This is a genomic window from Neobacillus rhizophilus (genome assembly GCF_018343535.1).
In the GTDB taxonomy this organism is placed as follows: Bacteria; Bacillota; Bacilli; order Bacillales; family Cytobacillaceae; genus Neobacillus; species Neobacillus rhizophilus.
In genome coordinates this window covers 495,705-508,398 of sequence record NZ_JAGYPF010000004.1, presented here as the reverse complement: position 1 = coordinate 508,398, position 12,694 = coordinate 495,705, and the positions used below count along the sequence as shown (strand labels likewise).

Annotated in this window: 10 protein-coding genes; 2 read left to right on the top strand and 8 right to left on the bottom strand. The window is 40.1% G+C overall.

The window, feature by feature from the left end:
- Window positions 1-101: 101 nt before the first annotated feature.
- Window positions 102-254: a Fur-regulated basic protein FbpA gene (locus tag KHA99_RS20725; RefSeq protein WP_213119378.1), complete on the bottom strand. Its 153-nt coding sequence runs from the start codon at window positions 252-254 to the stop codon at window positions 102-104.
- Between the two features lie 512 nt (window positions 255-766).
- Between KHA99_RS20725 and KHA99_RS20720 the strand changes: the two genes are divergently transcribed.
- A complete protein-coding gene (locus tag KHA99_RS20720) occupies window positions 767-928 on the top strand; it encodes a hypothetical protein (RefSeq protein WP_213119377.1) in 162 nt (53 codons plus the stop codon).
- A gap of 408 nt (window positions 929-1,336) precedes the next feature.
- Here the strand turns inward: KHA99_RS20720 and KHA99_RS20715 are convergent, their stop codons facing one another.
- From KHA99_RS20715 to KHA99_RS20700, 4 genes are all read right to left on the bottom strand, one after another.
- Complete coding sequence (locus KHA99_RS20715; protein WP_249366796.1) at window positions 1,337-2,506, bottom strand: M20 family metallopeptidase; 1,170 nt, start codon at window positions 2,504-2,506, stop codon at window positions 1,337-1,339.
- A 46-nt stretch (window positions 2,507-2,552) separates the two neighbouring features.
- Window positions 2,553-3,893 carry a M20/M25/M40 family metallo-hydrolase gene (locus tag KHA99_RS20710; protein ID WP_249366795.1) on the bottom strand — a complete coding sequence of 447 codons (1,341 nt, stop codon included), beginning with the start codon at window positions 3,891-3,893 and terminating at the stop codon, window positions 2,553-2,555.
- Window positions 3,894-3,905: 12 nt separating this feature from the next.
- Entirely contained in the window at window positions 3,906-5,708 is a 1,803-nt protein-coding gene (locus KHA99_RS20705) for a S9 family peptidase (protein WP_213119375.1), read from the bottom strand.
- 108 nt (window positions 5,709-5,816) lie between these two features.
- Window positions 5,817-7,388: an ABC transporter substrate-binding protein gene (locus KHA99_RS20700; RefSeq protein ID WP_249366794.1), complete on the bottom strand. Its 1,572-nt coding sequence runs from the start codon at window positions 7,386-7,388 to the stop codon at window positions 5,817-5,819.
- A gap of 128 nt (window positions 7,389-7,516) precedes the next feature.
- On the opposite strand from KHA99_RS20700, the gene KHA99_RS20695 reads away from it, so the two are divergent.
- Window positions 7,517-8,413, top strand: coding sequence for a LysR family transcriptional regulator (locus KHA99_RS20695; RefSeq protein WP_213119373.1), 897 nt, complete (start codon window positions 7,517-7,519; stop codon window positions 8,411-8,413).
- A gap of 23 nt (window positions 8,414-8,436) precedes the next feature.
- On the opposite strand, the gene KHA99_RS20690 is transcribed toward KHA99_RS20695, so the two are convergent.
- The 3 genes from KHA99_RS20690 to KHA99_RS20680 form a co-directional block, all read right to left on the bottom strand.
- Window positions 8,437-9,660, bottom strand: coding sequence for a threonine synthase (locus KHA99_RS20690; protein WP_213119372.1), 1,224 nt, complete (start codon window positions 9,658-9,660; stop codon window positions 8,437-8,439).
- A 172-nt stretch (window positions 9,661-9,832) separates the two neighbouring features.
- Window positions 9,833-11,293, bottom strand: a complete 1,461-nt coding sequence (locus KHA99_RS20685; protein ID WP_372447622.1) for a M20 family metallopeptidase — start codon at window positions 11,291-11,293, stop codon at window positions 9,833-9,835.
- 15 nt (window positions 11,294-11,308) lie between these two features.
- Complete coding sequence (locus tag KHA99_RS20680; RefSeq protein WP_213119370.1) at window positions 11,309-12,667, bottom strand: CapA family protein; 1,359 nt, start codon at window positions 12,665-12,667, stop codon at window positions 11,309-11,311.
- Between the last annotated feature and the right edge of the window lie 27 nt (window positions 12,668-12,694).

Below are 12,694 nucleotides of genomic sequence, written 5' to 3'. Positions count from 1 at the left end.
ACGTTTGGAACGGATTATTTATTAATGGATTATTGTACTTTGTTCTCGATTGGTATGGTTTTTATATTGGTTCCGCATAGCCTACAGAACGCACAAGGTCATTAGTGCCCATAAAATTTAACCTCTTTTTCAAGTTCATTCAATGTCAACTCATAAAGATGCTTGTTATTTTTTTTATAGATTCCTTGTTTAATGAGCTTGTTAATTAAATGCTTCTTTTTTAACTGAACAGCTTTTCGTAGTAAATTTCCCATTTTATATCACCTCTATTTATAGAAGAAGCTGGCAATCATGATTAGGTTTGAGGCATGGTATTTTATGTTCCCTGTAAGTTTATTAGCCAAAGAATCCTTTATAAATTTCCTTTTTTGTCTTCTGAATCGATTTTTCATAAAGTTTCAACCCTTTCTATTATTTTTTAATTTATTTGGCTTCCGCCTTGTGTTTATTTTTTAAATTCTCGTTTTTTTAAACTGTACTGATTTAAGCTCCTATCACTAATTCCTCCTTTCGAGTAAGTTATTTTCTCTACTCCGTTCCCCTTGACTGTTGTCATTATAGACAAGCAATCTATCAAAAATATGTCGATTTATCTGGAATTATTAACTCTTAACTGAATTGTTAACTCTCTTTAAAAAAAGAAAGACTTGTAATCAAGCAGTAGTTCATACTTAAACTTTGCCCCTACGTTTAAAATGGGGAAAAGTCCAAGCACTTTCAATTTTTTCACATATATTACTGTAAAGATTCGAGGTGGAAGTGGACTATGGAGATAGTTGTTCTGTTTACTATAGAGGAGGCAGAGACCCGAATCCAAAACAGGATCAATGAGATCATAAATAATAACGATCAACCAAATTATGAAAAACTCCCTGGGCTCATTGAGGCCTTAAAAATAATACTAGAATGCAATAAAGCGGAGAATTAACTGATTCTCAGCTTTTTTGCATTCTAATTTGAAATTGTAGTATAAAAGTGTTTAAAATTTCATTAGAAGAGCCCCCTTCGGATAATTAACCTGAAAGTTCCTCATATGATGGGTTTACTTGAAGAATTTTACCTTGTCATCCATTCGTTAGATCTTACCTTTAAGATATTTAATTGTATAGCTTCTATTGAGTTTACATAATAAAATTATTGTATATAAACATTAATAATTGTTCATTCTATAGTATTATCCAATATTCCTCTAAAATGAGGAAGCCTCTAAAATCACTTCTTACCTTTATCAGCTTTTCGTACAAAACAAACACCCACAAACGTTGAAGTACAACATTTGTGAGTGTTTAATCTAGTAAAATATTAGGAATATCCAAATCGTTACCTCAAAGGTGGATTATTTTTGTTTTTCCTTAAATTGTGTAGTCCGGTGCATATGGGTCAATCTGCTGATGGTTTCTGCCAGCAACGCCGTTCGTTCAGGTAATGATGAAATGTCTAAGTACTCATCATCCCTATGGCCGTTCCCGCCTTTTGGTCCTAGCCCATCGACAGTTGCGATGCCCATTGAGCTGGTGAAGGAGCCATCTGAACATCCTCCTCTAAATGACTCTTTAATTTCAATCCCCATTTCATTCCCAATGTCCTGCACTAAACCAATCAATTCAATCGATTTCTTGGTCTTCACCATTGGAGGCCGATTTAACTGGCCTGCTAGTTTGATTTTTGTCCCTTTGATGTTAGGTTCAGAGCAAATCTCTTTCATTTTCTGCTCCACTTCTTTTATTTGCTCCAATTTTGTGATCCTTACATCCACTTCAGCTTCCGCAATGGGGGCGATTGTATTGGCGGAAGTTCCTCCTTTTAACAATCCAACATTAACGGTGATGCCTTTCTTATAATCAGTGATTTTATGCAATTTTATGGTTTTATAAGCGATTTCTTCAATCGCGCTGCGGCCCTTTTCATGCTCAGATCCTGAATGAGCAGGCACACCTTCTACTTTAATTTTGTACCTTGCTCCGCCCTTTCGCTGCGTTACAATCGAACCATCTTTCCCTGCCGCTTCCATAATAAGGGCATACTCTTTATCTTTTCCTATCTGTTCGATAAGAGATCTTGAGTGTCTCGAGCCGATTTCTTCGTCACTATTGAGAACAATTTCAACATTCTTATACGCATCATCTTGCCTCTCAACCAATGATTTCATGGCAAATAGGACAGAAACCAAGCTTGCCTTCATATCGACGACACCAGGTCCATAAGCATAATTCCCCTCTATCTTAAAAGGCCGCTTTTCTGCCGTCCCTCTTTGAAAAACAGTATCCATATGGGCGACAATCATTACTTTGGGATCGATGGCATCAGGGTGCCTGATCACCAGATTATTTCCTCGTTCCTCATGGGGATGGACATGTACATCAAAACCGATTGATTCATATTCTTTTGATAAAACAGCACCTATTTCATCAATCCCTTGCTTAAAATAACTGCCGCTATCCATATTCACCAGCTTCTCTAAAAGATTCAGCATGTCCTCCATCTTCTCATTATCTATATCTTTCAACTTCTCCACTCCTAACATTTTATTACCAATAAAAAGCAAGCATCATTTAAAATTCATGGATGACTAGTGCAGCAAATTTGATTCCTTCGATAAAGTCATCGATATAAATATTCTCATTGGGAGCATGATTGTGAGAGCCAGCATGACCAACTCCAAATCCTACTGCTGGAATACCAAACTTTTGACAAAGGGTATACATTGGACCAGTACCTGCCTGTGACCTCATGACTTGCGGCTTCTTTTCGAAGAATTTCTCTGCACTGCTGACCACTTTCTGAACAAGAGCGTCATTCAATTTTGTCAAAGCAGCCCGCTGCCCTTTCAAGCGGACGATTTCAATATCCTCAAATCCATGTTTATCCAAGTGTTTCCTTAACAGCTGCAAAATTTCATCAGGATCTTGTTCGGATACTAACCGGAAATCAATTTTTGCTTTTGCCACAGAGGGTAATACCGTTTTTGCTCCTTGTTCGGTATACCCTGATTCCATTCCACAAATCGTACAAGTAGGTTGAAAGATTAGTTTTTCTTTGAGATTGAAACCTGTTAAGTTATTTAAATATGATTTGAGTCCAAGCTGCTCTAATTCTTCCTTTTCTTTATAATCGATGGACTCTGTTAATTCTTTTTCCTCAATGGTCATCTCTTGAATCCGATCGTAAAAACCGTCTATTAAGATTTCTTCCTGTTCATTCTTCAACGTACTTAATGCCCATACCAATCTCCAAGCAGGGTTTGTGACAATCGCTGCCTTTGCTGAATGCAGATCTACATTTGCCCCTTTTGCATGCAATTCTACATAGAGCATTCCTTTACATCCAAGTGTGATCTGCAGCCTCCCATCGGTACTTTTAAAGCCATTTTCCCAAATGCATCCGTCCGTTGTTAATTTATCAGGATGCTTTTCGGTAAATTCGGAAAGATGAGGACTGCCAATCTCTTCTTCCCCTTCAATAATAAATTTAATATTGATTGGCAACTCCTTATATACCTGCTGATAAGCATGAATGGCACATATTCTTGAAAGTAAGGTCCCTTTGTTATCAGCCGTCCCTCGTGCGAATAATTTTCCGTCTCGAATCTCTGGAGAAAAAGGCGGACTTTCCCATAATTCAATTGGATCCTCCGGCTGAACATCATAATGATTATAGAAAGTAAGGGTTCTGTCTTTGCCGGAATTTAATTCTCCATAAACAATGGGATTTCCCGACGTTGGTATGTTTTCTACTGCAAAGGATAATCGCTGTAAGTACTGTTCTACTAGATTAACGGTTTCTTCAGTACCACGGTTTTGAGCAGCAACACTTGGCTGCCTGCAAATTTCCATTAACCAATCCAAATACATTTCTTTATGATCTTCAATATATTGATAGATATCTTCTATCAAAAGAACGCCCCCTTACTTTTCCATGGTTGATTTTGTTAAATGCTTGAGAAAAAATTCAATGGTATTTTGATGCATCACAATGTGATTTGCTCGTTTTTCAGTCTGATGTCCTTCATTATCGAAAACCGTTAGTTCCACTTCTTGACCCCGTGCTTTCATATCCGTCACAAGCTGCTCTGATTCACTGACTGGTACACGAGTATCATTCAGTCCGTGGAATACCAACAACGGAACCTTTATTTTATGGGCATGATGTAAAGGAGCAATTTCATCAAAGAAATCACTGTCTTGATCTAGAAAACCATATTCACACTCTCTTAGCCTGCGCCTCCATGCACCTGTATTGGTTAACAAGGTTCGTAAATTCGAGATTCCCACAATATCAACGCCAGCTGCCCATACATCAGGATAATGAGTAATCGCTGCCAATACCATAAATCCACCATAACTTCGTCCCATAATACCAATGTTGTCCGGGTCGACTTGATGGGTTTCTATTAAATCCTTCACCAGCCATACAAGGTCTTTGACAGATTCCATTCTTTTACGGGCATCGTCCAGTTGAATATAGGTCCTGCCATATCCGCTGCTGCCACGGACATTAGGTGCTGCCACCGCAAAGCCTTGACTGGCCAAATACTGAATCACAGGGTTAAATTCTGCTTTCGTCTGTCCTTCCGGTCCACCGTGAACATAAATAACAGCAGGCTTATTTTTTTCATTCTCTTGATTATAGAAAAAGTAAGGAACCTCCAATTGATCAAAAGAGGTAAAAGAACATAATTGGGGTTCAACAGAGTGGCGAGAAACTGTATCAGATTCACTGATATTCGTTAATCGTTTAACGCTTCTAGAGGATATCGAATATTTCCAGATGTCTCCCGGCATAGAAGGTGTCTTCAATGTAAAGATAAACTCCTCATTATTCATCCAGGAAATGGATTCAATCACACCTGCAGGAAACCCAGTAATTTCTTCTTTTTTATTCGAATGAGGTTCATACAACCATAAGCGCAAGTAGCCCGCTTCGTTTACCGTTAAGGCCAGTCTTTGTTCCTCAGGAGACTTCTTGATTTCTTCAATATCCCATTCAGGCCAATGGACAAGTTTCTTTAATTTCTCGGGGGCGGCAAAAGAAAAGCTGCTTATATAATAGGTCTCTGCTCCAAAATTTGTTAACAGATAGCCTCCATCTCCGTTTTTTTTCATTACTACATTTTTGTAACCAGCTGCTTGTTTGTCATTTCCGATTCTGGTTTTTTCCTGTGTCTTCAGATTGAATCGGTAGATGGCATTGTCAAGGTTGGATTCCGTAATGCTGATTAATATATTTTCATTATCAATCCAGCTAAGCACATCGCAATTTCCGTCGTATTGAAAGACCGTCTTTGATTCCTTTGTTTCAAAGTCTACGATAAATACATCGAAATAGCCTGGTTGACGGCGGTTGCTCGTAAAGGAAACATACTTATTATCTGGTGACCACCCTCCTACATAGTGAAAATGCTCTGGCGATTGAACCAATGGTTCTACCGATGAACTCCCTTCGCGGTATAGGTATAACTGCTGTTTTTCATTCCCCTTCCAGTCCATTCCAATAACTGTCATTTTTCCGTTAGGTGCATGATAAATCCCAAGCGTACGCTCTTCCATGCTTACGTATGGCACTGGCTTTTGCTCCTGATCAAGAGTCCAAACTTGCGGAAGGCCTGTCAAATTAGAAACAAATGTAAATGTCCCCTTACCAGGAATGAATTGTGATTTAAAGGCTGAAGGTACATTTAAAAAGTCATCCAAGATGTTTTGATTATTCATTACGGTTCCTCCTAATAATCATGGAATGATGGATATTTCCGTTAAAGAAATACTCCACCCGCTAATCAGCCATGGATAATTGGGAGGAGTATTTCTCTTATGGAGCTTCTACTGTTTCTTTTTTACGTTCCAAGGAATAGCTCCTTGGAAAGGAGTAAAGCCTTCAAGTTTGTTGCTGGTAGTCATGATGGTTGAATAATGCCCAAATAGAGTAAACGGCAAATAGTCATCCCACATGTAGGTTTGTAATTCTTCCCAGAGCCCTTTCGCTTCTTCTTGTGAAGCTGAAGTTCTAATCTTAGCAAGCAAGTCCGTAATCTTTTGGTCATTGGTCCAGCCAACGTAATCCGGATTCACCACCAATAACTGTGATGGAGTGGTGACATATCCTGTTCCCACAACCATGATATCCCAGTTATCTGGATTCTCCCTTATTTCGATAAGAGTCGGCCAGTCAAATATTTCCAGCTTCACCTTCATCCCAATTTGTTCTAACTCCTCTTTCATCACAACCGCCGAGTTATACATATAATCGTAATCTCGTGTAGAATACAGGGTGATTTCCTCTCCCTTATAACCAGCTTCCTTTAGCTTGGTTTTGGCCGTATTAGGATCGGCAAGATTATAAGACTCTTTTCCTGCGCCAGTGGCCCAGTCTACTTGTTCCGTGCTCATATAACCTGGACTTAATTTGAATAAATCCTTATGTCCAAAGCTTGCAAGCATGATAGCGTTCAAATCTAATGCAGTATTGACAGCATCCCTGATTTTTTGGTTCGTGAACAATCCATGCTTTTTGTTGTAGGATACATTTAATGTACCTCCATCAAAAGATACATAGGTTTTTAGATTTTTATCACTTTTCAACTGTTCATAATTGTCATAAGGCATGTAGGTCGCAATATCATACTGGCCCGTTTGGACTCCGGCCATTCTAGTTGACGGGTCCGTTACAATATAATAATAGACTTCATCGACATAGGCCGTTTTTCTTCCGGCAATACCACTGGGTTCCTCATCGACAGCTGCGTAATCATCAAAGCGTTTTAATCGAATATATTGATCTTGTTTCCATTCAACATATTCGAAAGGACCGGTCCCGATATATTCGGTTACGCCATCTTTTCCAGCAGATTCAATGATTTCCTTTGGCATAATGGCTGGAAATTGACCACGTCCTGCCATAATATCTAACACATCTGAAGCAACCGATTGTAATTTTAGTTCTACGGTATAATCATCCTTCGACTCGAAATTTGCACCGCTTAACAGTAATTTTGCCCGGGATGACAGTTTCAGCCATCGATTCATCGATGCCGTCACATCCTCAGCCTTCATTTCCTTCCCATTATGGAATTTAACACCCTTCCTTAAGTGAAACGTGTAAATTAAACCATCGTCACTCTTATCAATTGACTCGGCTAACATCGGAACTGGCTGCTGCTTTGCATTTTGGGTAACCAATGTCTCATAAATATTTCTGGTAACCTCGAGGGCAACGGTTTGTGTCGTTAAATGAGTGTCTAGTGTTGGAGGCTGGGCATTCAGTGCAATCTTTAAAACTCCGCCTGTTTGTTCGTCAGAAGCCGTTTTTTTCGTCGTTTTACTCGTAGTTCCACTGCTGCAGCCAGCCAGTAAAACCAATAAAACCACCATGAGAATTGAAAATTTTTTCACCATCTTCATCCTTTCAAATTTATGGTTATAGAACCTTTTACCTATTCCTATCATAAAATCGTTATTGTAACATTCTTAATAGGATGTAAATTCTGTAAATTTTCATAATAATAAGACTTAAGGAGGTAAAAATGGATTATCATCTTCTCACTTTTGTTACAGTTGCCGAGAAAAAAAACTTTACGCGTGCAGCCGAAGCACTACATATTTCTCAATCAGCTGTTACTTTATCCATTAAAGTACTGGAGAAACAATATGAGTTAAAGTTGCTTGACCGAAGTAATAAATATGTGCGATTAACAAAGGCTGGGGAAATCTTGTATCAGCATGCAAAGCAAATTCTATCTCTATATGACCGAATGAATCGGTTAATCGATGAAATGACTCATTCAGCAAGCGGGATTCTTACGATTGGTTCCAGCTATACATTTGGGGAATATTTACTTCCGAGAATCATTTCAGAATTTACAGAGGAATTTCCACTTATTAAGCCTAATATCGCCATTCGGAACTCCCATCGTATTATTTCACAGCTGCTTCGTGGCGAATTGGATTTAGGCATTGTTGAAGGTATAGTAGAGAATCCTAAATTGCATATTCAACCATTTGCCCAAGATGAAATGGTCCTGATTGTCTCACCTAAGCATCCACTTGCATTAAAACAAGAAGTGGAACTGCATGACTTAAAAGATGAAACATGGATTATTCGGGAGAAAGGTTCTGCGACCCGTCAGGCTATCAATCAACTTTTCTCAGAAAATAACTTCGCACCTAGCGAAATTCGCTCCTTTGGAAGCTCTCAGATTATTAAAGAATCGGTTGAAGCCGGTTTAGGAATTTCTATTTTATCCATTCATACCATTCGTAAAGAAATGGAACTCAAATCCTTACATACCTTAAGAATCAAGAACAACCCGATGATTCGTAATTTTTGCTATGTCATCCCTAAGACCGACCTTCAACCTAGATCCGTTAGTTTATTTTTATCCTTCCTAGAAAACTACTCAACCTTAGACATTTTCGTTTAATTTTAGTTATCAGCATGATTTGCTTATGATTTAATACTCTTCTTAATTGTGTCCCCTTTTTGTAAGATCGGCACCTCAACGGTAATGGTGTCGGGATACTTAATTCCCATTCCGGTATTCAGGGCAACAACGATCTCTTGCTCTTTAATCCAGCCTTGTTCTCTTAATCTGCGAGCTGCGACAAACGTTGCAGCTCCCTCGGGGCAAACGAATGCTCCCTCGAGGCTGGCCAGGGTCTTTTGTTCCGCCAAAAGCGCCTCATCCTCAATCGCAACAGCACAACCATTTGTTTGATAAATGGCTTCAAGGACTAAAAAGTCACCCAATGCTTTTGGAACATTAATTCCGAATGCAACCGTCTTAGAATCATTCCAGAACTCTGATTCTGACCTTCCTTCCTCCCATGCTTTAACGATCGGGGCACAGCCTTCTGCTTGAACAGCGACCAGGCGAGGAAGTTCTCCTTCCACCCAGCCCAACTTTTTCAGTTCAGTAAGTGCCTTATAAATACCAATAATCCCTACGCCGCCGCCTGTTGGATATAAAATGACGTCGGGCAGCTTCCAATCCATTTGTTCGGCGATCTCGAGTCCCATCGTCTTTTTACCTTCAATCCGGTATGGTTCCTTTAAGGTCGATGCATCGAATAAACCATGTTCTGCAACCGACTGCGCCACAATTTTTCCTGCATCACTGATTAGTCCATCAACAAGATATAAGTTTGAACCCGAGATCGCTGATTCATTTCTAGTAATTTTGGGTGCATCAATTGGCATAACGATGGTAGATTGGATTCCTCCTCTTGCCGCATAAAGTGACCAAGCAGCTCCCGCATTTCCATTGGTAGGCATGGCAAGTTCTGTTACACCTAACTCTTTTGCTTTGGATACTCCTACTGCTGCTCCACGAGCTTTAAATGTTCCCGTCGGTATGATTCCCTCGTCTTTCATCCACAAGTTTGCTATTTTCATATCTTCACCCATAGCAGGCATCTTAATAAGCGGAGTCATCCCTTCACCTAATGTAACGACATCACTCTCATCACCAACAGGAAGCAGTTCATGATACCTCCACAAGCTGGATACTCTACCAACTAAATCTTCTTTGGAAAGTTCCTTGCCTAGTTGTTCTAAATCGTATTCCACTAATAACGGTGATCCACAGGTACATAACTGATTTTTCTGTTCGTGTGAAAAAGTGTTGCTGCATTTGGGACAATATAAATGAGATATGTAACTGTATTTCATAGGGCTCACTCCAGTCTCTATCGTTCTTGTAAAACATCATACTTGATTGTTTTTGATAACTGAAATTAATAATATTAATGGAAATCATTTAGAAATTTAATGACATCATTTCTAACTGGCTACCAGCTATAAAGGAGGGCCGCTTAACTTATCATTAAGCAGCCCCACAACTTTACACTAATAGACTTTCCTTTAATATAGTAGGAATTACTCCAGACGGAATCGGACATTGGTATGGGTGTTCCGCCAGTTGTGCTTGTAATTCCTTTTTGGCTTGCTCGATGATTTCCTGATTTTCCAATGCTTTAATGGCTGTTAACGCCAATGCTTTAGAAACCTGCAGCAACCCTTTGTGGGAAATGGAAGACTTTCCTTGGGTGACCATTTGCCAGCTGTGAAGCACTGTCCCCAAAGCAGAAGTCGTATACATACATTGGGCCGTTGGCGTAATCCAGCTTACATCGCCTACATCAGTGGAGCCGGAGAGGAATCCCTTTCCGTCAAAAGGAATAGGCTCAGCAGATAGGAAGGGACCTTCAGGATGAATCGGGAATCTTTTAGAACTAACTGCCTGGAAATACTCACCATTTTGTTTTTCCGCATCCGTTAATGTATTCCAAATCTGCTTGGCAAATTGATATTCTTCTGTCGAATAGGAAGGCATCCCCACCTCTTGAAGAGATTGTTCCAATACTTTACCTAACGTATAATTTGGATTATAGTTGGAGCAAGCTTTATCAAAATGAATTTCAACCTCAGTCTCCGTCATTAAAGCGGCCCCTTTAGCAATCTTACATAGTCGGTCATAGATTTTCTTGGTTTTGTTCATATTCTGATCACGCACAAGGTATAGTACCTCAGCCTCTGACTGAACCACATTTGGTGAAATACCGCCAGAGTTGGTGATGGCATAGTGGATCCGTGCTTCTTGGCTGACATGTTCACGCATATAATTAGCCCCAATATTCATGAGTTCCACGGCATCCAAAGCACTTCTTCCTAGATGGGGAGTGGCTGCGGCATGAGCGCTTCTACCCTTAAACTTAAAATAGACTTGGATGTTGGCTAATGAACTGCACCCCTGAACACCGGTACGGCTATTTGGGTGCCATGTCAATGCAAAATCCACATCTTCAAATACCCCTTCACGGGCCATAAAGGTTTTTCCTGATCCGCCTTCCTCACCAGGACAGCCATAGAAGCGAACCGTTCCTTTTAATTGATTCTCCTCGATATATTTTTTCAATGCGGAAGCTGCTGCTAAAGCACCGGTCCCTAATAAATTATGACCACAACCATGCCCATTGCCACCAGGCTGAACGGCTTCCTGAAAGTCTACATCACATGTTTGGCTCAATCCGGATAATGCGTCATACTCTCCTAAGAAACCTATTACTGGTTTCCCTTCACCAAATTCACCGATAAAAGCTGTTTCGATTCCTACAACACCGCTTGTTACCTTAAATCCCTCTTTCTCTAACTGCTCACATAGATACTTACTGGAGATGTATTCCTGAAATCTTGTTTCAGGATTTTCCCAGATAAAGCCACTGATTTTCTTCCATTTCTCCTGTGTTTGGTCGATATATTCGTTGACCCAATCAACTTGCTTCAAAACCACTTCTCCCTCCATTTACCGCTAATTTTTCTAGACAAATTTCACTTCTGCTTTCTCTCTCTCAGCGGTTGCTTGCCCATAAATCCGGCCAATTCCATCTTCGATGATGATGTTGGTACCAAACGGTTCCGATAAATCTTGAAGCCTTTTGAGTATGGATTCATTCTTTGTAATTTCCGGGAATCCATTTTGATGGCGCTTCTTTCCATGAGAGAGTTCAATCGGATATAAGATTATTTCGACTAACTCTCCGTCTTTCATGGTCCAGAAGGGAAGGACAGACTCCATCATTTCCGGTATACTCAATAATCCTTTTGTACCGTTATGGGATTTCTTGTCCATTGCCTTCATCACGCCATATTCGTTCGGAATATTATGGTTATCATAAAAATCCTGCGGCAGGGCATCCAGGGTTTCATTTTGAAAAATAAAGTTTCCTAGACTATGAAAAATCGGTCTTCCCTTGTATATTTCAATTCCCCTCAATGTATGCGGCCCATGGCCAATGACACTATGGGCACCGGCATCAATAAATCGTTTCGCAGCTTTTCCTACAAAATCAGCTCCGATTCGTTTATTCGTCCCCTTCATTTCATGGGCATGAAAGTTAACCAGTACATAATCCGCTTGTCTTAGTGCATCATCGATAACCCCTTCAATACGCTGCATGTCTTTTTCATTAGGTTCAGTTACAAGGCCCTGTTCCTCCCCGACTTCAAATAACATCGGGTAACCGTATTGATCTCTTCCAAAAGGTACAATCCCTTCAGGAAATGGCAGAATGAAGGCTTCATTGATGGACATTTGGGTGAAGGCATTTACCTCTGTTTTATCGGCAATGTTCTTTAACACCGCGAGTTCTTCAGAGCTAATCATATGTTTACGAACATGGCGAAGACCATTAATTCCAGGTCTTCCTTTGATATTATGCCTTTGTTCTGTGGCCATGTGGGTTAAATGAGAAACAACCGAAACGGAAATAAATCCAATACGGCCAGCGGTTGTATCCAGGAAAATCGGCTTTCCTGCTTCATATAAGTTCTCTCCGGTTCCTGTATGGAGTATGCCTGCTTCATCCAGATGACGGTTCGTTGCTTCGAGTCCGTCATATCCATAGTCAAAGGCATGGTTGTTTGCAGTGCCAACTAGATTAAAACCATAGGCTTTTAGATCGTCTAAACGATCGGGTGTCGTTCGGATGTGAGTACCGCCTGGAATGGCTCCAGGGGTACCTTCATTTTGCAAAATACTAATTTCAAGATTTGTGATTCTTCCATCCGCTTGCTTGATCACTTTTTCAATCGCTTGAAAACTTTCTTCCTGATAACTTGGAATTCGTCGTGTAGGTAGATAATCACCGGTGGCTGCAAATGAAATCGTACTCTTCATCGTTTGACACCCCTTATCCTTAGTTAG

What these genes read in the sequence shown, in the direction of transcription:
- KHA99_RS20725 (WP_213119378.1), bottom strand. Translation starts at nt 254, where the DNA reads ATGGGAAATTTACTACGAAAAGCTGTTCAGTTAAAAAAGAAGCATTTA.
- KHA99_RS20705 (WP_213119375.1), bottom strand. Translation starts at nt 5,708, where the DNA reads ATGAATAATCAAAACATCTTGGATGACTTTTTAAATGTACCTTCAGCC.
- KHA99_RS20695 (WP_213119373.1), top strand. Translation starts at nt 7,517, where the DNA reads ATGGATTATCATCTTCTCACTTTTGTTACAGTTGCCGAGAAAAAAAAC.
- KHA99_RS20690 (WP_213119372.1), bottom strand. Translation starts at nt 9,660, where the DNA reads ATGAAATACAGTTACATATCTCATTTATATTGTCCCAAATGCAGCAAC.
- KHA99_RS20700 (WP_249366794.1), bottom strand. Translation starts at nt 7,388, where the DNA reads ATGGTGAAAAAATTTTCAATTCTCATGGTGGTTTTATTGGTTTTACTG.
- KHA99_RS20685 (WP_372447622.1), bottom strand. Translation starts at nt 11,293, where the DNA reads ATGGAGGGAGAAGTGGTTTTGAAGCAAGTTGATTGGGTCAACGAATAT.
- KHA99_RS20680 (WP_213119370.1), bottom strand. Translation starts at nt 12,667, where the DNA reads ATGAAGAGTACGATTTCATTTGCAGCCACCGGTGATTATCTACCTACA.
- KHA99_RS20720 (WP_213119377.1), top strand. Translation starts at nt 767, where the DNA reads ATGGAGATAGTTGTTCTGTTTACTATAGAGGAGGCAGAGACCCGAATC.